General features: G+C 70.8%; 24 protein-coding genes. 12 read left to right on the top strand and 12 right to left on the bottom strand.

The window, feature by feature from the left end:
• Nucleotides 1-11: 11 nt before the first annotated feature.
• From D452_RS0106350 to D452_RS0106330, 5 genes are all read right to left on the bottom strand, one after another.
• Nucleotides 12-1,430, bottom strand: coding sequence for a sugar porter family MFS transporter (locus tag D452_RS0106350; protein ID WP_026129022.1), 1,419 nt, complete (start codon nt 1,428-1,430; stop codon nt 12-14).
• Between the two features lie 371 nt (nt 1,431-1,801).
• A complete protein-coding gene (locus tag D452_RS0106345; protein ID WP_017543308.1) occupies nt 1,802-2,206 on the bottom strand; it encodes an NUDIX hydrolase in 405 nt (134 codons plus the stop codon).
• Between the two features lie 195 nt (nt 2,207-2,401).
• Nucleotides 2,402-3,730 (bottom strand): UDP-glucose dehydrogenase family protein, encoded by a 1,329-nt coding sequence (locus D452_RS0106340; protein ID WP_026129021.1) that lies wholly within the window; start codon nt 3,728-3,730, stop codon nt 2,402-2,404.
• A gap of 272 nt (nt 3,731-4,002) precedes the next feature.
• Nucleotides 4,003-4,551 carry a M23 family metallopeptidase gene (locus D452_RS0106335; protein WP_017543306.1) on the bottom strand — a complete coding sequence of 183 codons (549 nt, stop codon included), beginning with the start codon at nt 4,549-4,551 and terminating at the stop codon, nt 4,003-4,005.
• Between the two features lie 404 nt (nt 4,552-4,955).
• Nucleotides 4,956-5,603 (bottom strand): HNH endonuclease family protein, encoded by a 648-nt coding sequence (locus D452_RS0106330; protein WP_017543305.1) that lies wholly within the window; start codon nt 5,601-5,603, stop codon nt 4,956-4,958.
• 180 nt (nt 5,604-5,783) lie between these two features.
• On the opposite strand from D452_RS0106330, the gene D452_RS0106325 reads away from it, so the two are divergent.
• Both D452_RS0106325 and bioB read left to right on the top strand, forming a co-directional pair.
• Nucleotides 5,784-6,263, top strand: a complete 480-nt coding sequence (locus tag D452_RS0106325; protein ID WP_017543304.1) for a GNAT family N-acetyltransferase — start codon at nt 5,784-5,786, stop codon at nt 6,261-6,263.
• Between the two features lie 96 nt (nt 6,264-6,359).
• Complete coding sequence (gene bioB / locus D452_RS0106320; RefSeq protein WP_017543303.1) at nt 6,360-7,433, top strand: biotin synthase BioB; 1,074 nt, start codon at nt 6,360-6,362, stop codon at nt 7,431-7,433.
• Nucleotides 7,434-7,496: 63 nt separating this feature from the next.
• Here the strand turns inward: bioB and D452_RS0106315 are convergent, their stop codons facing one another.
• Nucleotides 7,497-8,621: an NAD(P)/FAD-dependent oxidoreductase gene (locus D452_RS0106315; RefSeq protein WP_017543302.1), complete on the bottom strand. Its 1,125-nt coding sequence runs from the start codon at nt 8,619-8,621 to the stop codon at nt 7,497-7,499.
• A 144-nt stretch (nt 8,622-8,765) separates the two neighbouring features.
• On the opposite strand from D452_RS0106315, the gene ddaH reads away from it, so the two are divergent.
• The 4 genes from ddaH (at nt 8,766) to D452_RS0106295 (ending at nt 12,191) form a co-directional block, all read left to right on the top strand.
• Nucleotides 8,766-9,563 carry a dimethylargininase gene (gene ddaH, locus D452_RS0106310; RefSeq protein WP_017543301.1) on the top strand — a complete coding sequence of 266 codons (798 nt, stop codon included), beginning with the start codon at nt 8,766-8,768 and terminating at the stop codon, nt 9,561-9,563.
• Nucleotides 9,564-9,719: 156 nt separating this feature from the next.
• Nucleotides 9,720-10,709 (top strand): helix-turn-helix transcriptional regulator, encoded by a 990-nt coding sequence (locus D452_RS0106305; RefSeq protein ID WP_017543300.1) that lies wholly within the window; start codon nt 9,720-9,722, stop codon nt 10,707-10,709.
• 71 nt (nt 10,710-10,780) lie between these two features.
• Complete coding sequence (locus D452_RS0106300; RefSeq protein WP_017543299.1) at nt 10,781-11,167, top strand: DUF2784 domain-containing protein; 387 nt, start codon at nt 10,781-10,783, stop codon at nt 11,165-11,167.
• 103 nt (nt 11,168-11,270) lie between these two features.
• Nucleotides 11,271-12,191, top strand: a complete 921-nt coding sequence (locus D452_RS0106295; protein WP_017543298.1) for a GNAT family N-acetyltransferase — start codon at nt 11,271-11,273, stop codon at nt 12,189-12,191.
• Here D452_RS0106295 and D452_RS0106290 read toward each other — a convergent pair.
• Nucleotides 12,169-13,185: a Gfo/Idh/MocA family protein gene (locus D452_RS0106290; RefSeq protein WP_017543297.1), complete on the bottom strand. Its 1,017-nt coding sequence runs from the start codon at nt 13,183-13,185 to the stop codon at nt 12,169-12,171. The genes D452_RS0106295 and D452_RS0106290 overlap by 23 nt on opposite strands.
• Before the next feature lie 124 nt (nt 13,186-13,309).
• On the opposite strand from D452_RS0106290, the gene D452_RS0106285 reads away from it, so the two are divergent.
• On the top strand, nt 13,310-13,699 hold the full coding sequence (locus tag D452_RS0106285) for a hypothetical protein (protein WP_017543296.1): 390 nt from the start codon (nt 13,310-13,312) through the stop codon (nt 13,697-13,699).
• On the opposite strand, the gene D452_RS0106280 is transcribed toward D452_RS0106285, so the two are convergent.
• The 3 genes from D452_RS0106280 to D452_RS0106270 all read right to left on the bottom strand — a co-directional run bounded on the left by D452_RS0106280 (nt 13,696) and on the right by D452_RS0106270 (nt 16,831).
• Entirely contained in the window at nt 13,696-14,664 is a 969-nt protein-coding gene (locus D452_RS0106280) for a DUF4097 family beta strand repeat-containing protein (RefSeq protein WP_026129020.1), read from the bottom strand. The genes D452_RS0106285 and D452_RS0106280 overlap by 4 nt on opposite strands.
• Nucleotides 14,665-14,726: 62 nt before the next feature.
• On the bottom strand, nt 14,727-15,434 hold the full coding sequence (locus tag D452_RS0106275) for a response regulator (protein WP_026129019.1): 708 nt from the start codon (nt 15,432-15,434) through the stop codon (nt 14,727-14,729).
• Complete coding sequence (locus D452_RS0106270; RefSeq protein ID WP_017543293.1) at nt 15,422-16,831, bottom strand: sensor histidine kinase; 1,410 nt, start codon at nt 16,829-16,831, stop codon at nt 15,422-15,424. The genes D452_RS0106275 and D452_RS0106270 overlap by 13 nt, the downstream gene beginning before the upstream one ends.
• Nucleotides 16,832-16,978: 147 nt before the next feature.
• On the opposite strand from D452_RS0106270, the gene D452_RS0106265 reads away from it, so the two are divergent.
• The gene (locus tag D452_RS0106265; RefSeq protein WP_152498531.1) at nt 16,979-17,731 is read left to right on the top strand and encodes a (2Fe-2S)-binding protein; all 753 of its coding nucleotides are present in this window, start codon (nt 16,979-16,981) and stop codon (nt 17,729-17,731) included.
• Nucleotides 17,732-17,776: 45 nt separating this feature from the next.
• Here the strand turns inward: D452_RS0106265 and D452_RS0106260 are convergent, their stop codons facing one another.
• Nucleotides 17,777-18,259 carry a VOC family protein gene (locus D452_RS0106260; RefSeq protein WP_017543291.1) on the bottom strand — a complete coding sequence of 161 codons (483 nt, stop codon included), beginning with the start codon at nt 18,257-18,259 and terminating at the stop codon, nt 17,777-17,779.
• A 149-nt stretch (nt 18,260-18,408) separates the two neighbouring features.
• Between D452_RS0106260 and D452_RS0106255 the strand changes: the two genes are divergently transcribed.
• The 4 genes from D452_RS0106255 to D452_RS0106240 all read left to right on the top strand — a co-directional run bounded on the left by D452_RS0106255 (nt 18,409) and on the right by D452_RS0106240 (nt 20,930).
• On the top strand, nt 18,409-18,837 hold the full coding sequence (locus D452_RS0106255) for a helix-turn-helix domain-containing protein (RefSeq protein ID WP_017543290.1): 429 nt from the start codon (nt 18,409-18,411) through the stop codon (nt 18,835-18,837).
• A 44-nt stretch (nt 18,838-18,881) separates the two neighbouring features.
• On the top strand, nt 18,882-19,247 hold the full coding sequence (locus D452_RS0106250; RefSeq protein ID WP_017543289.1) for a DUF4180 domain-containing protein: 366 nt from the start codon (nt 18,882-18,884) through the stop codon (nt 19,245-19,247).
• A 98-nt stretch (nt 19,248-19,345) separates the two neighbouring features.
• Nucleotides 19,346-20,149, top strand: coding sequence for a class I SAM-dependent methyltransferase (locus D452_RS0106245; RefSeq protein WP_017543288.1), 804 nt, complete (start codon nt 19,346-19,348; stop codon nt 20,147-20,149).
• A 364-nt stretch (nt 20,150-20,513) separates the two neighbouring features.
• On the top strand, nt 20,514-20,930 hold the full coding sequence (locus tag D452_RS0106240) for a helix-turn-helix domain-containing protein (RefSeq protein WP_017543287.1): 417 nt from the start codon (nt 20,514-20,516) through the stop codon (nt 20,928-20,930).
• A gap of 3 nt (nt 20,931-20,933) precedes the next feature.
• Here the strand turns inward: D452_RS0106240 and D452_RS0106235 are convergent, their stop codons facing one another.
• On the bottom strand, nt 20,934-21,494 hold the full coding sequence (locus tag D452_RS0106235; protein ID WP_026129018.1) for a GNAT family N-acetyltransferase: 561 nt from the start codon (nt 21,492-21,494) through the stop codon (nt 20,934-20,936).
• Between the last annotated feature and the right edge of the window lie 90 nt (nt 21,495-21,584).

Here is a 21,584-nt window from a genome sequence, read left to right as displayed (position 1 = left end):
CTCTGACCAGCCTAGCCTCGCATCTCCTCCAGGGTCTTGCCCTTGGTCTCCTGCACGAACTTGAGCACGAAGAAGAAGGACAGCAGGGCGAAGGCCGCGTAGATCGTGTAGGAGCCAGGCAGGCTCCAGTCCCGCAGGCTCGGGAAGCTCACGGTGATCAGCCAGTTGGCCAGCCACTGGGTGGCGGTGGCCACGCCCATGGCGGCGGCGCGGATGCGCAGCGGGAACATCTCTCCCAGCAGCACCCACACGACCGCGCCCCACGACAGGGCGAAGAACAGCACGAACGAACTGGCCGCGACCAACGCCACCACGCCCCACATGAAGGGAAGTGTGACCTCCTCGCCGGAGCCGGTGGCGTGGCTGAACGCGAAGGCGGCCAGACCCAGCGCCACGGTCATGCCCGCCGACCCCGCCAGCAGCAGGGGTTTGCGCCCCACCCGGTCCACCAGCATGATCGCGATCACCGTGCCCACGATGTTCACCAGGGAGGTGAACAGGCTCAGCAGCAGCGAGTCGGTCTCGGCCACGCCCACGGACTGCCACAGGGAGCTGGAGTAGTAGAAGATGACGTTGATGCCCACCAACTGTTGGAAGGCGGAGACCGCCATACCGATCCACACGATGGGCAGCAGGCCGTACTTGCCGGTGAGGTCACGCAGGCTGGGCCGTACCTCCGACCCCAGGGCCTCCTTGATCTCCCCGATCCGCCGGTCGATCCGAGCGGTCCCGCCGCCCTCGACCTCGCCCAGGATGGTCCGGGCCCGGTCCACGCGCCCCACCCGCACCAGGTATCGGGGCGACTCGGGGATGACCAGGCTCAATCCGAGGTAGACCAGTGCGGGCAGCGCCTCCACCGCCAGCATCCACTGCCACGCCTGCACCGGCCCGAGCATGTTGTGCGCGCTGCCGTCCGCCTCCTGGGCGATCGCGTAGTTCACCAGCTGGGAACAGGCGATACCCAGCACGATGGCGAGTTGTTGCAGGGAGGCCAGGCGGCCACGGTAGGCGGCGGGCGAGACCTCAGCGATGTAGGTCGGTGCGATCACCGAGGCCATACCGATCGCCACGCCGCCGATGATCCGCCAGAAGGTCAGGTCCCAGATGGAGAACGGGAGGGCCGAACCGATGGCGCTCACCGCGAAGAGCACACCGGCGATCTGCATGGCCCGGATGCGGCCGAGCCGGTCGGCGAGGTTGCCCGCCGCCGCGGCGCCCACCACACAGCCCAGCAGCGCGGAGGCGACGGTGAACCCGAGGATCCCGGGGCCCACCTCGAACCGCTGCTGGATGGCGTCGACCGCGCCGTTGATCACGGCGCTGTCGTAACCAAACAAGAAGCCACCCATCGCGGCCGCGGCCGCGATCATGGTCACGTGGGCCAGGTTCGCGTCACCGGCCCCCGCCGGAGATGCCCCGGTATTGCTCACATCTGCCTCTTCCCAGTTCACAGGCGCGCATGGGTAGCGCGCCCGTGCTCCACAGTGACAGATCAGCGCCCTCCGGTCCCGGAGCGCAACGCGAACCGGGACCGCACCAGACCGCGGTGGGAGGCACCTCGCCAGCTGCCCCCTCTCCCGGATTTCTCCCACCCGAGACCGAGCCGGAGCAGGCCGACATGAACGTCCGGGGCCGATCCGGCGAGCGAGAGGGGTCCCACGAGCCGACCGGGCGGCTCTCCGACGCGGTGCTGGAGGAGGAAGGGATCAGGCAGCAGTGCGTAGTCCAGCAGCTGGCGGGGCCGCTTCGGTTCTCTCCACCAGCCACGCCCAGGACCGGTGACCCGGCCAGCGGTCGCTCGTCACACGGTGCGCTTCAACTCAGCCGTTTGCCGAATGAAGTGCGCGATGTGTGGGGGAACCGGTGCGGGAAGGCGGTCAGGATCGCAGAACCGCAGGGCCTGCCCCTCCCCCAGCACCAAGTCCCGCTCGGCACCGTCCCAGTCCGCGTGGAACACCCTGTCCTGCCCTCCGGGGTGTTCGTCCACGCTCACTTCGCTGACGACGTCGAGGACGATCCCCGTCTCCTCGGCCACCTCCCGGCGAGCCGCCCGCTCCCATGACTCGCCCGCTTCCCGGTGCCCGCCCGGCAGGCTCCAGTGACCGGGCCAGCAGATGCCCTCGATGTCGTCGCGAAGCTGGAGCAGCACCTGGCCGCGCCCGTTGGTGATCACTACGACGCACCCGGCAGGGTCGGTCTCGGCCACGGGCTTCTCCTCTGGTCGTGAGAGCGGTCCCCCACCGTAACGAGGGACCGCTCCGCTCCGCGCACCGGGGACGGGCCAGGCCCCGTGTTCGGTGGTCTCCCGCACGGCGCCCTCCACCCGGCGGTTCCCAGGCCGCGCGGCCGGACCGACCAGTCGACCATCTCCGCCTCCAGAGGCCGCGCTGTTCGCGGACCTCTAGGTGGTGGGGTGCTGGGTCGGGCGGCCGAGCTGGCGCACCTGCCACCCGGCCGCCTGCCAGACGGGAACGTCGATGGCGTTGCGCACGTCGACCACGATGCGACGAGCGACGACCTCCGCCAGTTCGCGTGGCAGATCCGCGTCCTGGGTGAACTGGGGCCATTCGGTACCGATGACGAGCAGGTCGGCGTCGGTGGCCGCCTCGGCAGCGGTGGCCGCGTAGGAGTACTCCGGGTGCAGACGCCGCGCGGCCGCCACCGACTCGGGGTCGTGGATACGTACCTGCGCGCCGTCCTGGTGCAGCAGCCCGGCCAGCCGCAGCGCCGGGCTGCTGCGGACATCGGAGGTTCCGGCCTTGAAGGAGGCGCCGAGCACCCCGATGCGGGCGCCGTCCACCGGCCCCTGGTTGGCGGCCTCCACCAGCGCCTGCGCGGAGTGCAGCTGCGCGGTGTTGACCTCCTGGACCGCGCCCAGCATCGCGGCGGCCTGGTGGGCGCCGAGTTCGTTGATGCGGTGGGTGAAGGCGGCCACGTCCTTGGGCAGGCAACCGCCACCGAACCCGATGCCGGGACGCATTCCCTTGGGGCCGATCCGCTCGTCCAGGCCGAGCGCGTGGGCGATGGCGTTGACGTCGGCGCCCGTGTGGTCGGCGACCTGGCTCATGGCGTTGATGAAGGAGATCTTCGTGGCCAGGAACGCGTTGGCGGCGGACTTGAGCACCTCGGCGGTGGCCGGGGTGGTGACGATCATGGGTGTGCCGCGGTCCAGGATCGGCGCGTACACCTCGCGCACGGCCAGTTCGGCTTCCTTGGAGGACACTCCGGCCACGATCCGGTCCGGGTAGAGGGAGTCGTGGATGGCGTGGCCCTCACGCAGGAACTCCGGGTTCCACGCCAGGTGGGCTTCGGGCGCGTGTCCGGTGAGGATGCGCTCCAGACGGGCGGCGGTGCCCACGGTCACCGTGGACTTGCCCACGACCGTGGCCGGTCCGGTCAGCAGCTTGGCCAGGGCGCGTACGGCGCCCAGGACCTGGGAGACGTCATAACCCTTGCGGTCCTCTCGCAGGGGGGTGCCCACGCACACGAAGTGCAGGTCGGCGAACTCGGCGGCTTCGGCGAGGCTGGTGGTGAACCGCAGCCGCCCCGAGGCGGTGTGGCGCTCCAGCAGTTCGCCCAAGCGGTCCTCGAAGAAGGCCGACTGGCCGCTGTTGAGTGACTTGACCGCGTCGGCGTTGAGTTCCACACCGACGACGTCATGGCCCAGTTCCGCCATCGCCGCGGCGTGCGGGGCGCCGAGGTGACCACAGCCGATCACGGATACGCGCATGGTCGCTGCTTTCTGAGAGTGGTGTCCAAGCGCGCGCCCGTCGGGCGGGCGCGCCCTGGCGACGCTACCGGGACCAGGTCGTCTGACATCCGGTTTTCGAGCACCGAAACACCGGCCGGTTCACAGCCCGAACCCGTGGGGGTGCCGGGCCGCTCCTCGTGCGGGCCGGGGCCGACCTGGTTTCGGGGCCGTCAATCACGGTGACGCGCGGCCGTTCACCAACGAACGGCGCGGGCCCTGGGGGACCGGCGCCGCACGTGAACCGGGAGGTGTCAGCAGCCGGTGCTGCTGGTGATGGTGGTGTTGCCGTAGTAGCGGATCGACACCCCGTTGAGCACCGCGCGGACCACGGTGCCGTTGACACGCTGTTCGTAGTGCAGGTGCGGGCCGGTCGACCCGCCGGTGCTGCCGACCTTGCCGATGACGGTTCCGGTGCTCACCCTGGTGCCCACCGAGACCGCCTGCGAGTTGAGGTGCGCGTAGAGGGTGGTGACGCCGCTGCCGTGGTCGATGACGATGTACTTGCCGTAGCTGGTGTTGCCCCGGTCGGCGACCGTGGTCACGGTGCCCGCGGCACTGGAGCGCACGTTCTGGTTCAGGGCGTTCGAGCGTTGGAAGTCGACCGCCAGCTGCGGGTTGTGGTTGGTGCGGGTGTTGGCGTTCCAGACCTGACCGCAGTCGAAGGGTGTGCGCAGGTTGACCGCGGCTACCGCCTGTTCGCTCGCCACGGCACTCACCGGCACGAGTACGACGGTCAACAGGGCGGTGGCCAGAAGCATGCTCAGACGCCGGAACAGCGCGCCGGAACGGGGGAACTTCATGGGGGTCCTTTCCTCGCGGGAACGGGGGTGCGAGAACTACGGAGGCTCAATACCCACATGAACGAAGGAAATCACGAAACGGGACTGATCATCTTGAATCTCGTTATTAGCGTGAGCGTGCGGAACGGTACGAATGTCGAACACGCGTACCCGGTTCCTCATGAAACAGGGACTCACCTCGAAGGGTGTCCTTCGGGGGGATGCAGATTTCTTCCGCTGTGGACGGATCACCCGAAAAGCTCTCCCTTCCCTCGGTATGCGGTCATTCGCGAAATTCAGAACAATGATCCCGGACGTCGTCGCGAGAGGAAACACGAACGCGATTCCCTCACGGGCCGAAACCGCCCCTCGAACACGACGCGGGCCCCGGTGTCCCCGGGGCCCGCGTCGTTCGCGAAGGAGCGTCAGGGTGCCGGGGTGGTCTCCACGACCGCGTCCGGGCAGTTCTCCGCGACGGAGTCGAGAGCCGCGCGCTCGGCCTCGTCCACCGTCAGTCCCCAGCGCGTCTTCACCGTGGTCCACTCGGTGACGTAGCGGCAGTGCGCGTCGGCGGCCGGGGGCAGCCACTGGGCCGGGTCCTTGTCGGCCTTGGAACGGTTCGACGCGGCACTGACCGCGACCAGCGCGACGGGCTCGTCCAGGTCGTTGGCGTAGGCCTGACGGCGTTGGGTGCTCCACTGCGACGCGCCCGAGTCCCAGGCCTCCGCCAACGGCACCATGTGGTCGATGTCCAGCCCGCGGGCGTCGGTGAAGGTGCGGTCGTCGTAGTAGGAGTACCACTCGCCTCCGATCAGGCGGCACCGCTCGCCGACCTCGGGCGCGGTGACGGCCTCCTCCAGCAGCACCTCCGCCCGGGTGTTGCAGCCGTTCCTGTCGGCGTCCACCCAGTGGGGGAAGAGGCTTCGGTCGTAACCCTCCCGGGACTCCTCGGCCACGGTGAGGGCTTCGATCGCCTCGCTGAGGGGGGTGGGGGCGGCGTACGCGGGGGCCGGTGCCAGCAGGAAGGCGGCGGCGAGGGGAAGGAGGGCGAGTGCTGCCGAACTTCGGATCATACGAACGTGACCTTTCCATGGGAATTACCGAACGTGATGATCCAGGCCCCGGAGTGTTCGTGGCAAACCGACACCCCGAAAGGATCGGGTGACCGTGAAACACGGTGCAAGCAGCGCAAATGGGAAATTCGTTCGGGAATTGCCGAGCGTCGAACCGGCCCCTTCCCTTACCCTGGGTGGATGATCGTCCGGAACGCCACCGGCCGCGACGGGCCCGCGATCACCGACCTCATGATCCGAGCGGCGCCGCACTTCGACACGAAGGGCTACCCGGAGCAGCTCCTGCCTCCCGGGATGGTGGTCCTCGTCGCGGAGGAGGAGGGTCGGGTGGTCGGCTGGTTGGAGGCCGTGCTCGACTGGGCGTACACGGGGCCCGGTGCGCCTGCTCCCCCGCCCCACGGGTACGTGCTCGCGGTCGTCGTGGACCCCGAGCGACGCAGGCGCGGGATCGGTTGCGCCCTGCTGGAACGGTACGTGCGCCAGGCGCGCGAGGCCGGTACCAGGTGGGTGTTCCTGTTGCCGGAGGGAGGTGAGGGCGTGGAGGGCAGACTCGCGTTCTTCCGCGCCGCCGGGTTCACCCCGCTTCCGGTCACGGACGACCCGCTGCCGCCCATGGGCCGGTGGACGGGGGCGGACGAGACCGCCCACCGGCAGAGTTGAGCCACTGCGGCCGCGCCACGGCGCACAAGACTTCGATCGGTTTCTTGGCGGGTTCCGGCACTGCGCGGACGCGCCCCCACCCCCCAGGATCGTCCCGTGACGACTTTCCACGCTTGCCTCCACGCACTGTCCGAGAAGGCCCTGAGCCGTGAGGCCCCCACCCGCGACGAACTCCTGAAGGTGTTGACCAGCTCCGACGACGACCTGATGGACCTGGTCGCCGCCGCCTCGCGGGTCCGCCGTCGCTACTTCGACCGCCGGGTCAAGCTCAACTACCTCGTCAATATGAAGAGCGGCCTGTGCCCGGAGGACTGCTTCTACTGCTCCCAGCGCCTCGGGTCCCAGGCCGAGATCGTCAAGTACACCTGGCTCAAGCCCGACCAGACCCGCGAGGCCGCCGCGCACGGGGTGAAGGCCGGTGCCAGCCGCGTGTGCCTGGTGGCGAGCGGGCGCGGACCCACGGACCGCGACGTGGACCGCCTCGCCCCCGCCGTGGCCGGGATCAAGGAGGAACACCCGGAGGTGGAGGTGTGCGCCTGCCTCGGCCTGCTCTCCGAGGGTCAGGCCGACAAACTCCGCGAGGCCGGGGTCGACGCCTACAACCACAACCTCAACACGTCGGAGGAGCGTTACTCCGACATCTGCACCACGCACGAGTTCGCCGACAGGGTCGACACGGTCGAACGTGCCAAGCACGCAGGGCTGTCCCCCTGCTCGGGCTTGATCGCGGGCATGCGCGAGACCGACGACGATCTCGTCGACGCCCTGTTCGCCCTGCGTGACCTGGGTCCGTCCTCGGTGCCGGTCAACTTCCTGATGCCGTTCGACGGCACACCCCTGGAGGGCGCCTGGGAACTGACTCCGCAGCGCTGCCTGCGCGTCCTGGCCGCCACCCGGTTCGTCTTCCCCGACGTGGAGGTGCGCCTGGCGGGCGGGCGCGAGATCCATCTGCGCTCCCTCCAGCCCCTGGCCCTGCACATCGCCAACTCGATCTTCCTCGGCGACTACCTCACCAGCGAGGGGCAGGAGGGCCGGGACGACCTGGAGATGATCGCGGACGCGGGATTCGTGGTCCAGGGTGCGGGAGAGCCGACCCTCCCGGGCGAGCGCCACGACCTGCTGAGGACACGCCAGCGGGGGGCGGGAACCGACCTGCCGCCCAACGCCTGACGGGGGGTGGGCGCCGCGCGCTTCGCGGCGCCCCTCACCGAGGCTCTCGCTCCGGGCCTGGAGTCAGGCCACGGAGGGGGTCTGGTTCCGGTCGGGAACGAAAGCGGACAGGTCCACCCCGGGGTCCTCACCCATCGCGAGCCGGGCGGCGACCACCCCCTGGTAGGGACCGAAGGTGAGCCCCTGGGAGCCCAACCCCGTGGCGACCAGCACGCCGGGCAGCCGCTCGATGGGACCGAGCAGCTGCTGGCCGTCGTGGGTACCGGGCCGGAACCCCACACGCGTCTCGACCACGCTGGCCTCGGCCAGCTCCGGGAGCAGCTCCAGCGCGGTGGACAGGTTGTGCGAGAGCCCGGCAGCGGTCACCCTGCGGTCGAACCCCGCCTCGGGCTCGGTCGTGCCGCCGGTGACCACCCGGTTGGGCGCGAAGGCGCTCACGTAGTAGTCGCGTTCCCCGAACCGCACCACCGGCCAGGAGCGGGTGTTCTGCTCCGGGAGCGCGAAGTGGGTCATCTGACCGCGCACCGGGTGCACCCCCAGCTCGACTCCGGCGACCGACAGCAGGCCCGCGGACCACGCCCCGGCCGCCACGATCACGATCGGTGCCTCCAGGTCCTCCTTGCCCACCCGTACGCCGGTGACGCGGTGGCCGTTCCACAGCAGGCTGGAGTCGCCCTTGTAATAGTGCAGTCCGCGCTCCCCCGCGGCGGTGAACAGGGCGGACCGGACTCGGCGCCCGTCGATCCGGGCCATGCCGCCGATGTGCACGCCCGCGTAGGGTTCGGGCAGCAGCGGGAAGTGTCGCCGGGGCTCCCCCTCCGCCAACCGCTCCACCCGGCCCATGGTGGCGAACTCGGGGCGCTCGGAGAGCGTGCGCAGCAGCTCGAAGCCCGCGTCGCCGCCCTCGCGGTCCACCGACATCCCACCGACCACCTCGTACCCCGTGGTCTGTCCGTCCTCGGCCAGCTCCGCCATGAGCCCCGGGTAGTGCTCGGCGGCGCGGGCCTTGAAGTCCCACACCGGTGGCGCGTCCCAGGGGAACGGCCACGGGAACACGACCCCCGTCCCGGCCGCCGTGGCCTGTCCCAGGTGGGAGGCGTCCACCAGAGCCGTGGACACCCCCTTCTTCGTCAGGTGGAAGGCCGCGCTGGCCCCCACGACCCCGCCGCCGACAACGATCACGTCCATACGTCCACCCTGCCGCTACCCGCGCCGACGGACAAGCCGTTCGCTCCGCGTGCCGGTCCGCGAAACGGGGTAGGGAGTCGCGATACGCTGCGGCTTTCCCTGACGGAGCCCGACCCCCTTCCCCTTTCCTTCCCTGGAGGTCGTATGGACGGTTACACCTATTTCGGGGTCGCCCTGATGCGTCGCCCCAGCCCTCGGTTGGCCGACGGCATCGTCACGCACATCGAGCGGGCCTCGGTGGATCCGGTGCTGGCCGCCCGTCAGTTCACCATCTACCAGGAGACGGTGGCCTCGGCCGGTTGGCGGGTGCACGAGGTGGACCCGGCCCCGGAGCACCCGGACTCGGTGTTCGTGGAGGACCCTTTGGTGGTGTGCGAGGATCTGGCGGTCCTGACCCGTTCGGGGGCGGCGGAGCGCCGGGGCGAGGTCGCGGGAGTGGAGGCCACGGTCAGCACCCTGGGGCTGAGGGTGGCGCGGATCGAGGAGCCGGGGACCCTGGACGGCGGCGACGTCCTCCAGGTCGGCGAGACCGTGTACGTGGGAATCGGCGGGAGGACCAACGAGGACGGCGCCGACCAGCTCGAACACCACCTCGCCCCGCTGGGCCGCAAGGTCCGCAGGATCGCCCTGGGGCGGGCCCTGCACCTGAAGTCGGCCGTGACCGCCCTGCCGGACGGCACGTTGGTCGGCCTGCCCGAGCTGGTCGACACCACAGGTCTGCCGCCGATCCGCCAGGCCCCCGAGGAACCGGGCGCGCACGTGCTACCCCTGGGGGGTCGTGACGTGCTGGTCAGTGCCGCCGCGCACGAGACCATCCATCAGCTGACCGCGGATCACTGGCGGGTGCTGCCGGTGGACATCTCCGAGTTCGAGAAGTTGGAGGCCTGCGTGACCTGCCTGAGCGTGCTGATCCCCGACCGCCCCACACCACCGCCCGCCTGACCGGCGCGGGAGTGGCGTCCGTCCCTCACGCACCCCGCCCCGGCAGAGGTCGGGGCGGGCCGCTCGGAAGGAGCCTCGGCGGCCGCCGTGACGGCCGGACCCGGGACCGGCAGGTGGAGGTCAGGAACGGACCTCCACTCCTGGCAGACTCTGGGCATGAAGTCGACATCGGCTCGTCTGCTCCAACTCCTGTCCCTCCTCCAGACCCGCAGGGACTGGCCGGGGGCTGACCTCGCCGATCGCCTCGAGGTCAGCCCGCGTACCGTCCGGCGCGACGTGGACCGGCTTCGCGACCTGGGCTATCCCATCCAGGCGACCATGGGCACCGGCGGTGGGTACCAGTTGGGAGCGGGTGCGGCCCTGCCCCCGCTCCTCCTGGACGACGACGAGGCGGTGGCGGTCGCTGTGGGCCTGCGCACCGCCGCACAGGGCGGGGTCTCGGGGATCGAGGAGACCTCGGTGCGGGCCCTGGCCAAGCTCCTTCAGGTACTTCCCTCCCGGTTGCGCCGCCGTGTGGACGCGCTGGGGACCTTCACCGTCCCGATGCCGGGCGAGGGCCCCACGGTCGACTCCGCGACCCTGACCCTGGTGGCGTCGGCCTGCCGTGACAGCGAACTGCTGCGCTTCGACTACGAACGCCACGACGGGTCGACCGGCCGCCGGGGCGTGGAGCCGCACCGCCTGGTCTCCCATGGGCACCGCTGGTACCTCGTGGCCTGGGACACCGACCGCGATGACTGGCGCACCTTCAGGCTGGACCGCATGCGCCCGCTCACCCCCACCGGCCCGCGGGTGCCGCCGCGTGACCCACCGGAGCGGGGGGTGGCCGCGTACCTGGCCGACCGGATGAACCTGCACATGTGGCCGATCAGGGCGCGCGTGCGCCTGGGGGTGTCCGCCGAGACCGCCCTGGAGGGCCCCGCCGCGCGATACGGAGTCATCGAGGCGGTGGACCAGCACTCCTGCGTGCTGCTGTGCGCGGGCGACGACCTGGTCGGCATGGCGTGCTACCTGGCCATGCTCGACCTCGACATGGAGGTGGAGGAGCCCGCGGAGCTGCGCGCGGAGATGGGCCGTCTGGGAGAGCGGCTCTCACGCAGGGGCGGTTCCTCCCGAAGAACCCCGGGGTCGGACCAGTGCGCATGAGCACGGGTACTCACCGCGGGTGGGTACGGACACTGATGCCCGGCCGGTCCCTCCCGTTCTAGGTTCGCGGTATGACGCACCTCCTCATCGGTCACACCGCGATGGTCATCCACTACCTGTTCTTCGCCTACGTCGTCCTCGGCGGCTTCCTCGCCTGGAAGTGGCCGAGGATGTTCTGGCCGCACCTCGCGGTGGCCGTGTACGCGCTCGGGATCGTCGTCGTGGGGTGGTCGTGCTTCCTGACCGACATCGAGAACTGGTCGCGTCTGCACACCGGCCGCGAGGTGATGGGGAACGGGTTCATCGACTTCCACATCACCGGCGTCCTCTACCCGGTGGAGCACCTGATGACCTCGCGGTTCGTGATCGCGGGGATCAGCGTCTGCGCCTACGCGGGCGCCGCGTGGAACCTGTACCGGCGACCGGCGGTGACCTCCCCCGATCCGGTGTCCGGCTAGTCCCAGGAACCTCCAGTTGGGTCAAGTCCGCACGGGAACGCCACAAAGCCGCTACGTTAAGGAGTCGTTTACTTTCGTAGAGTAATGAAAGTGGGGCTTCCGCGTGCCCGACCAGACCCGACACCCCAGCCTGGAACTGCGCGAACTCAGTGTTCCTCCGACAGTCCGACCGCTCCGACCCGGCTACCGTGTCGCCCGCTGGGACGACCCCACCGCCCTGGCCCCCGAGTGCCGCGAACGCCTCCACCGCGCCCTGCGCGACCTGGCGGCCCGCGCCTTCGGCGCCGACCACTCCGGGTACTGGCACGCCCGGATGGCCTCCGGGTTCTTCGACCAGATCTCCTCGCTCGCGCTGATCCTGGGGCCGGACGGCGTTCCCGTCGGCTGGGGCGGTTACCACCGACGCCGCTTCGCCGCCCGCAACGCCCTGTACCTGGACGCGGCCGGCGTGGTCCCCGCCCACCGGCGCTCCGGTCTCTCCGCCGCCCTGATGATGCACTTCCTGAGCCGCGAGGTCCTGGCACATCCCCTGTCCAGCACCTACGTCGTACTGCGCACACGCCACCCGGCCGTCTACGCGGGGTGGCGCAAGGGGCTGGGCCGGGCGCGGGTCTTCCCGCGCCAGGACCGCCCCGTGCCCGGACTGGTCCGCCGGATCGCCTCCGACGCCGCTGACTGGCTCGGTGACGGCCCCGGCCTGGACCCCGACTCCCTGCTGGTCCGCGACGCCTACCGGATGTTCGACGGAGAGATCTACGGGGTCGCTCCCCGAAGCGGCGACCCTGAACTGGACGCCCGCTTCGCCCGCGAGGTCGGCCCCAAGGACGCGGTCCTGGTCGTGGCCCGCATGGGTTCCCTGCCCCTGGCCAGATTGGTGCTGGGCCGCGCCCTGAGCCCCCGGCCCCGCCCCGCCTCCAGCCGGGGTCGAACCGTGCCGGGGGCCGCGGTCCGCGACGACTTCACCGTGCGCGCCACCCCCACCGGAGCGGGGGCGGGCGGGCTCATACCCGGGGGACGCTTCTGACGTCGGACGGGCCGCTCACCAGCGCGCCCACGTCCCTGATCTGGTCCGTGACCCCGGCCAGCCGCAGGCTCTCCGCCCAGGTCATGTCCGGGCTCTGGCGCTCACCAGCGGCCAGGCACCGCCCGACCTCCCCGATCTCGTACTCGTAGCCGTTGGCCCGGAAGGGCCGGTGGAACCGTTCGGGCGCGCGCCCCTCCCGGTGCAGGACCAGTTCGGTGGCGGCCCAGAAGAGCGGGATCTCGATCCAACCGTCCGTCCCGGCCAGCACCGCGCGGTTGGGCAGGACGTTGCGGGAGGCGCAGGTCAGGGAGGCGCTCACCCCGTTCTCCCCGTGCACCAGCACCGACGTCTGGGTGTCCACCATCCGGTCCGGCGACAGCTGCCGGGTGGCGCCCACGACGGTGAGTTCGCCCAGGTACTGCGCGGCCAGCGCCAGCGGGTACACCCCCAGGTCCATCAGAGCGCCGCCGCCGAGGTCGACGTTGAACAGCCGGTGGTCGGGGTCGTAGGGGACGTTGATCCCGAAGTCAGCGGAGACCGTGCACAGTTCGCCGACCGCCCCGTCCGCGACCAGTTCGCGGGCGAGCCGGGAGGCCGGCAGGAAACGCGTCCACATGGCCTCCATCAGGAAGCGGTCGTTGGCACGGGCCGCCGCCACCATCTGCGACACCTGGAGCGCGTTCATCGCCATGGGCTTCTCCACGAGCACGTGCTTGCCCGCTTCGAGCATCATGAGGGTGTTCGGATGATGCCAGGGGTGCGGCGTGGCCACGTACACCACGTCCACGTCGGGGTCGGCCGCGAGTTCCTCGTATCCGCCGTGGCGGTTCGGGACGTCCCACACCCGACCGAACTCCTCCGCCCGGTCCAGCGTGCGCGAGCCCACCGCCGTGACCCGGGCCGAGGGGACGGCCCGCAGTCCCTCCATGAAGGCGTGCGCGATCCCACCGGTCCCCACCACGCCCCAGCGCGGCCCACCGTTCTGTTGTGTCATGTGGGCATCCTAAAAACACGGTCATGTCCGGGTCGAGGCGGGGAAGGTCCTCGGTTTCCGCCCGGGGGGACCGTACGGTGGCCGAGGAGAGGCCGCGCACGGCCGACACGTGAACGGAGGAGGAATGTCGGAGACACTCGCCCGGAGGTTGGGGGTCGAGCCCGGAGACCGGCTGCTCGTCCTCAACGCCCCCGAACGCTACCTGCGGCTGCTGGAACCCCCGACCGACATCCACATCGACCTCGGTCCGATCGAGGGTGCCGAGTACGACGACCTGCACCTGTTCGCCCTGGACCGGGGCACCGTCGAACGGGAGGGCCCACGCGCCCTGGCGCTCACCGGCCCCACCACCCGCGTGTGGGTGTGCTTCCCCCAGCGGGGCGGCACGATCATCACGGACCTGACAGCGGACAAGGGCTGGGACACCCTCGTGGACGCGGGATGGCGCGGCACCGCCCAGGTGCCGATCGACTCGGACTGGGCGGCGCTGCGCTTCGAACGCCGGGGCGTCTAGCTCTCGACCCGGACGGTACCGCTGGTGGTGTTGACGTCGATCCGACCGTCGCCGCCACCGGTGCCCACACCGAAGTCGCGCTGGCCGGACACCGACTCCCCGGTGACCTCGTACTCCCCGTCCGGGACCGTGGCCACGACCCCGCCGCTGACGGTCTCCACCGACAGAAGGTCGAAGGGGTCGGTGGTCCGCGCCCTGACCGCACCGGAGGTGGTGACGGCCTCCAGGGTGGTGAACCCGCCGCCGAGCTCCAGCGCACCGCTCACCGACTCGGCCCGGATCTCGTCGGCGGTGAAGTCCTCCGCGAGGATCTCGGCCGAGGTGCTGGAGACGTCCAGCAGGGGGCCCTCGCCGGAGGCCGTGATCCGGCCGCTGACGGTGTGGGCCCGCGCCGCGCCCTCGACCCCGTCGAGGACGACGTTGCCGGAGACGCTCTCCACGTCGACCGCGCCGCTGTGCTCCGACACGTCCACGGCGCCGCTGGTGGTCTCCACGCTGAGGTCGCCCTCCAGGTTCTCCACGGAGACCCGGCCGCTGATGGTCTCCAACGTCACATGGGTCCCCGTGGGGACCGTGACCTCGTAGTCGACCGAGCAGGAGTTGAAGAGCGGCAGCCCCGAACAGTCGGTGTCGATCTCCAGCGTGCCCCCCTCGGCCTCGATGTCCTCGTCCGGCTCCGACAGGGGGCTGCCCCGCAGCTTGCGGTCCACGGTGACCTCGTCGCCCGTGCCGCCGCGGAGCAGGACCTCCCCGCCGGTGGAGTTGTCGATCTCCAGCGCGCTCACCCCGCTGAAGGAGTCCGCGCGGTCCGACTGGTTGACGGTCATGTTCCCCAGCACGGAGAGCGCGGTGAGGACGACCAGCGCCAGCACGAGCACCCCGCCCAGGAACATCCACGGTCCCCGGCGGAATCCCCCGCGTTCCTTGCTTGAGGAGGCGTACAGGCCTCGTGCCCTGAAAGTCATGTTCTTCCCTTCCTGGAAGGCTCGGCCCTCCCTCTGGCTTCCCGGTGTCGTGCCGGTGCCGGTCAGTCCCGGTCGGTGCCGCGCAGGTAGCGCAGCACCGCCTGGACCCTGCGGTGGTCGTGGTCGTCCTGGCCGAGGTCGAGCTTGGTGAAGATCGACCTGATGTGCTTCTCCACGGCCCGGTCGGTGATGGTGAGCCGGTCGGCGATCCCGGCGTTGTTCAGACCCTGCGCCATCACCTCGAGGACCTCACCCTCACGCGGTGTGAGGCCTTCCAGGGCCCGGTCCCGGCGCCTGCTCAGCAGCTGTGAGACCACCTCGGGGTCGATCGCCGCGCCGCCCCCGGCCACCCGGCGCAGCACGGCGAGGAACTCCTCGATGTCGGCCACCCGGTCCTTGAGCAGGTAGCCGACCTTCTCGGCGCCGCCGCCGAGCAGGTCGGCGGCGTAGCGGCTGACCACGTGCTGGGACAGCAGCAGCACGGCCACCTCCGGGTGGTCCTGCCGAATACGCACCGCGGCCTGGATGCCCTCCTCCGAGTAGGTGGGCGGCATCCGGATGTCGATCAGGCACAGATCGACGTCCGGATGCTCGAGGACGGCGGCGGTCAACGCGTCGGCGTCGCCCACCTCGGCGAGGATCTCCACCCCGGAGTCCTCAAGCAGCCGGACCATGCCGCTGCGCAGCAGCACGGAGTCCTCGGCGATGATGACGCTCGGCCCCCGCCGTTCGTCGTGTGTGTCGGCCGTGCTCACGGTCACGCCTTCCATGGGATGTTCGCGGTCAGGACGGTGCCCCCGCCGGTCGGGCTGTCGACGGTCAGTATCCCGTCGACCGCGTCCACCCGGTCCCACAGCCCGTACAGACCGGTGCCCGTCTCGGGGTCGGCGCCCCCGACCCCGTCGTCGGTCACGGTGACGCGCAGCAGCTCGCCCCCGCGTCCAAGGGCCGCGATCCGTTCGGTGGTCACGGTGACCTGCTCGGCGTCGGCGTGCTTGGCGATGTTGGTCAGCGCCTCACAGACCACGTAGTAGGCGACCCCCTCGGCCCGGGCCGAGGGGCGTTCGGGCAGGTCCACGTCGAGGCGGACCGGGACCGGGGAGCGACCGGCCGCCACCGGCAGGGCCGCGCCGAGCCCGTGGTCGGTCAGGACCCTGGGGTGCAGGCCGCGCGCGACCTGGCGGAGTTCGGTCATGACCTCCCGGGACTCCTTCTGCGCCTCGGAGATCAGCTCACGGGCGCCGTCGGGGTCGTGGGAGAGCCGGGCGCGCGCCCGGGTGAGGGTCATGGTGAGCGCGAGGAGCCGTTGCTGGGCGCCGTCGTGCAGGTCGCGTTCGATCCTGCGGCGTTCGGCCTCGGCCTCGTCGACCATCCGTAGTCGGCTGTCCTGGACGTGCAGGAGCCTGCGCCGCATCCGGACCTCGGGGGCCTCGAAGAGCAGCAGGCGGTGCAGGAGGACCTCGGTGGAGATCATGTGGGGGGCCAGACGCAGACCGACCACGGCGGCCAGCGGGCCGACGACGACCAGGATCAGCGGGCCGACCAGGTCGCCCGGTGTGCCCAGGGCCAGGATGTAGGCGATTCCCAGGGACGCACCGATGGCGGCGGCCCCGCCGCACACCACGAACACCACGACCAGGCCGGCGGCGAACAGTCCGTGCAGGCCGGCGGCGGTGCTGTAGACCACCATGGTCCACGCGTCGCGGCCGAAGACGAACCGCCACACCCGGGTCCAGGGGTTGTCGTCGGCCAGGGGGTCGGGCGGGTTGGCCTCCACGATCCCGAACACGTTGGCGAGGCGGTCGCGTTGGACCCGGCAGGCGAGTCTGGCGAGCAGGGTGGCGGTGACGGGCAGGGCGACCAGGAACCCCAGGGAGTCGCGGACGATCTGGGAGGCCGGGTAGGTGAACCCGATGTCCGTCCAGGGCAGGAACAGCCCCACACCGATCCAGCTCGCCACCATGACCAGCAGGGAGACGGGGATCAGGTAGAAGAGTGCCAGGGTCAGGGAGGTCATCAGGTGCAGGACCTGGACCAGGAGCAGCCGCCATCCGCTTCCGTGGAGGTCGGAGGCGAAGGGGACACCGGCCAGGGCGGTCAGCCGGGCCCCGACCCTTCCGCCGTCCCGTTCCGCGCTCCGCGCCCGCTGTTCTCGTGTGCCGCTCACAGGACCAATCTAGGGATCGGGGCAGTTGGGCACGAGGTCAGCAGCACGAGGAACGCGGGTGGTGCCAGCACTACCGGCCTGGTCGGGGCGGGTCGGGCGCCGGATGGTGCAGGGTGGGGGTTCGGGTTCGTCGACCGGGGGGTGGCGGTGCTGGAACGGGTGTTGGAGGACGTCGGGGGCGTCAACACGTTCTTCCGGGTGGGGAGCGCTCCGCTCGGTGGGGGCTGGGAGCCGGTCACCGCGTGGGACGGACGCACCGATTCCGGACGGGAGCGGGTGGCCGTCGAGGTCGACCGCGTGCGGGCCCAGCTCGGCGCGGTCTCGGGTGTCGGCGCGGAGGACGTGGAGTGGCGGGTGGGCGCCTCGCTGTTCCACCAGGGGCTGGCCTCACGGTTGCTCTCGCCGGTGCTGGCGGCGGGGCTGTGTCACGGGGTGGGGCTGCGCGCCGACCTGTTCGTCCACGAACCGGGGCGCTCGGGGTCGTTGGAGCTGCGTACGGAACAGACCCGGGCCGTACCGCTGTCGAGGGAACCAGGCGAGGTCGCCGCCTGGGTGGACGAGACCGTGGTGGGAGGTGTGCTGACCCGCGTGGAGGAGGCCCTGACCGGGATCGGCCGGGTCTCCCCCGGTCTGCTGCGCGGCGACACCGGTGCGGCCCTGGCCGGGGCCGCTCGCGCCCTGGGTGGCGCCCGGGTGGAGCAGCGCGCCCACGCGGAGGAGGTGGTCCGAGTCCTCATGGACCGCCCCTCCCTTCGGGGCACGGGTGCCTATGTCGGGGCGGACCGCGCCGGGTCGGCGGTCTTCCGCAGGACCACCTGCTGTCTGTACTACCGGCTGCCCGGGGGCGGTCTGTGCGGGGACTGCGCGCTGCGCCATCCGCCCACCGCCCTTCACGGGTGAGGGGACGCCCGTGCCGTCCCGCCCACGGGGCCGGTCCGGCCCGGCTCAGACGCCGTCCGCCGCCCGGCGGACCGCCTCCAGGTCGATCCGGCGCATCGTGAGCATGGCCTGGGTGGCCCGGTACGCCCGCTCGGGGTCGGGGTCCCACACCAGGGAGTCCAGCTCCTCCGGGAAGACCTGCCAGGAGAGGCCGAAGCGGTCCCGGAGCCAGCCGCACTGGCTCTCCTGGCCGCCGTCGGTGAGGGCGTTCCAGTAGCGGTCGGACTCGGCCTGATCGCGGCAGATGACCTGGAAGGACACCGCCTCGTCGAAGGTGAACCCGCCCCCGCCGTTGAGCGCTGTGAAGGGCGCTCCGTCCAGTTCGAACTCGATGGTCAGCACGGTGCCCTCGGCCCCCGGCATGTCGGGGCCGTAGTACGTGGTCCTGAGCACGCGCGAGTTCTCGAAGACGTGCGTGTAGAACTCCACCGCCTGTTGTGCCTGGTCGTTGAACCACAGACACGGCCTGATCGTGTGGAGGAGTGCCATGGTCTCCCCCTCCCCCGGAGTTTCCCCTCTCCCCTCTGGTACCCGCTTCTCTCGTGCCGCACCACACTCCCCAAACTTCCCTAAAGTCCTGTGATCGCGAGTATGATGAGGGAAGTTTGCGGAAGGAGGAAGCGTCAGTGAGGAGAGCCGTGCCCCAGCAGTACTACTCGGTGGACCAGGTCGCGGACCTTCTGGGTCTGCACGTCAAGACGGTGCGCGCCTACGTCCGTGAAGGGCGCCTGGCGGCCACCCGGATCGGGAAGCAGTACCGCGTCCGCCGCCGTGACCTTGAGGAGTTCACGGGTGGCCCGTTGTCCGAGGAGGGGCCCGAGACCCGGGAGGCTCCGCATGCGGAGGCCTCCACGGTGGTGCAGGTCGACGGGGTCGACCGCGCCATGGCCGATCGCGTCACCACGCTGCTCACGGTCACCGGGCGCCCCGAGGACCGCGGCCGGGCGCACGTCCAGGTGGTCCACGACCCCGAGCGCTCCCGGCTGAAGGTGGTCATGGTGGGCGACCTCGCCTCCACCTCGACCCTGCTGGGCTACATCGACTCCCTCGTGGGTGACCAGCGGTGAGCGCTCCGGACGCAGCAGGGGAGCCGGGCAGGGAAACGGAGCCGATGTCGCAGACCCTCCCGGAGGTCCGCCAGCTGGGCACACGGCCGGTCATGCTCTGCCCGGAGCTGGGACCTCCCCTGCGCGAGGCCGCCGACGTGATCGGGGACGCCTTCCACCACGGCGTCACCTGGGTCGCGGTGCCCGCCGGACGCCTGGACCCGGACTTCTTCCGGCTGAGCACCGGCGTGGCGGGAGAGTTCCTCCAGAAGTTCGCCAACTACCGACTCCGTCTGGCCGTGGTCGGGGACGTCTCCGCGCACGTGGCGGCCAGCGACGCCTTTCGCGATCTCGTCCGCGAGTGTGATCGCGGAACGCAGTGCTGGTTCGTCTCCGACCTGAAGGCCCTGGAGGAGCGGCTGTCCCACTGATCCGGACATTTTTCGTCTCGCCTATTGAGAACTGAGTCTCATAAGGAGAGATGTGGGGGTAGGGTCGGCCGAAGCCCCCGAGACGAAGGCGGAACCCGATGGCCCGGTACACGCACGGACAGCACCCGACCGTCACCACCTCCTACCTGTGGCGGAACGCGGAGAACTCAGCCGCATACGCGCTGCCGGAGATCAGGCCCGGGCACTCCCTCCTGGACGTGGGCTGCGGTCCCGGCAGCATCACCGTCGACCTCGCCCGCAGGGTCGCGCCCGGCCGCGTCACCGCCGTGGACGCCTCCACCGAGGCGGTCGAGCGGGCACGAGCCCACGCCGAGGAGGCGGGCGCGGACAACGTCGACTTCGTGGTCGGCGACGTCCACGGCCTGGACCTGCCCGACGACGCCTTCGACGTCGTCCACGCCCACCAGGTCCTCCAACACGTGGGCGACCCGGTGCGGGCCCTGGCCGAGATGGGCAGGGTCGCCCGACCGGGCGGCGTGGTGGCCGCCTGCGACAGCGACTACTCGGCGATGTTCTGGTACCCGCGCCTGCCCGAGCTGGACGCCTGGATGACGCTCTACCAGCGGGTGGCCCGCGCCAACGGGGGCGAACCCGACGCCGGACGCCACCTGCTGGCCTGGGCGCACGCGGCCGGATTCACCGAGGTCAGCTATGTCGCCGAGGCGTGGAACCACTCAGACCCCGAACGCCGTTCCTGGTGGGGCGACATGTGGTCGCGCCGGATCCTGGAGTCGGCGGTGGGGAGCGACGCCGTCGCGAGGGGGATGGCGAGCCAGGACGACCTGGAGTGGATCTCCCAGGGCTGGCGGCGGTGGAGCGCTCATCCCGACGGTGTGTTCGTCATCCCCCGGGGCGCGATCCTGTGCCGGGTTCCGGACTGAGCCAGTCAGCGGTGGGCCTGCCCTTCCACCAGTCGCCCGGTCCCACTGCGACGAGGCCCTGGAGCGCGCGGCTCTCACTGACGGCCGTGACGGAGCTGATCGGCGGCGCCCCTGTGTCACCGAGATCGTACGGAAGGGACCGGTGACCGTTCAGTACTCAGCGCTCCCCCGCCGGGATCAACCGCCCCGGGTGGCCCGGGCCACCCGGGGGCGACGGCTGGCGACTGCACCTGCGCACCGTCTCTCACCATCGGCCTCACGGAACACGCACCGGCCGAATCCGGCGTGACACTGGCCGCGACGGCGACGGCCGATATATCGTCGGTCCGTTCGGGACCCGGACCTCGACCCATCCGGAGGCACCATGACCGACCTGCCCATCGGATTCTGGCTCAAGCACCTGGACCGGCTCATCGAGAACGACCTCGACCGGACCCTGGCCGAGGNGCCCGCCCCCCCCCCCCCCCCCCGCCAGTGGCAGGTGCTCAACTCCCTGCACGACGACCCCGGCACCGTCCTCCAGCTGGACCAGCGTCTGGCGCCCTTTCTGGAGGAGGACGAGCCCACCGTCGCCCCGGCCGTGGAGGCCCTGCGTGAGCGCGGCTGGGTGAGCGGCCTGGTCTCGCTGGAGCTGACCGCCGACGGCCAGCGGGCCCACGGAGAACTCCTCCAGCGCGTCAAACGCACACGGGAACGACTGTGCGAGGGCGTCGGCGACCAGGAGTACCGGGACACGGTCAACGTCCTCGAGCGGATGTCGGCCAACCTCGAACAACCCTGACGGTCAGTCGAAGAGCAGTTCCCTGGTGAGTTCGACGAAGGCCAGGTCGTCCCGACGGGGCTGTCCCAAGGCGTCGTCTCCGTAGGGGAAGGGTTCGGTCTTGCCGGTGCTCGTGTACCCGCGCCGCTCGTACCAGGCGATCAGCTCGGGGCGCTGCTTGAGGACCTTCATCCGGATCAGGCGGCAGCCCCACTCGCGCGCGGCCGTACGCTCGGCCTCGGCCAGCACGACTCGGCCCAGGCCCGCTCCCTGGAGGTCGGGGCGCACCGAGAACATCCCGAAGTACGCGCCGTTGACACTGCGCTGGAGTTCACAGCAGGTGACGATCTCGCCCTCGGACTCGCCCACGAGCACCAGGGTGTTGGTGCGGCCGAACAGTTCCGCCAGGGCGTCGGCGTTCACCCGCTGCCCGTCGAGGAAGTCAGCCTCGGTGGTCCAGCCCTGCCGCGAGCTGTCGCCCCGGTAGCAGGAGTTGACCAGGTCGACCAGCGCGGGGACGTCCTCGATCCCCGCGGGCCGGAACTCGACCTTGGTCCGTCCGTCCGGCACACCCTCGCCGTGCATGGTGGTCACACTCTCCCCCTCGACATCATTCGGAATCACCCCGAACCGCGCACCCAGTATGTCCAAGCCCGGGGAGTGGCCGGGCCACCC

The sequence above is a fragment of the Nocardiopsis prasina DSM 43845 genome (genome assembly GCF_000341265.1).
GTDB classification, from domain to species: domain Bacteria; phylum Actinomycetota; class Actinomycetes; order Streptosporangiales; family Streptosporangiaceae; genus Nocardiopsis; species Nocardiopsis prasina.
Note: the sequence above shows the minus strand (reverse complement) of the source record. Positions and strands in the feature narration are given on the sequence as shown.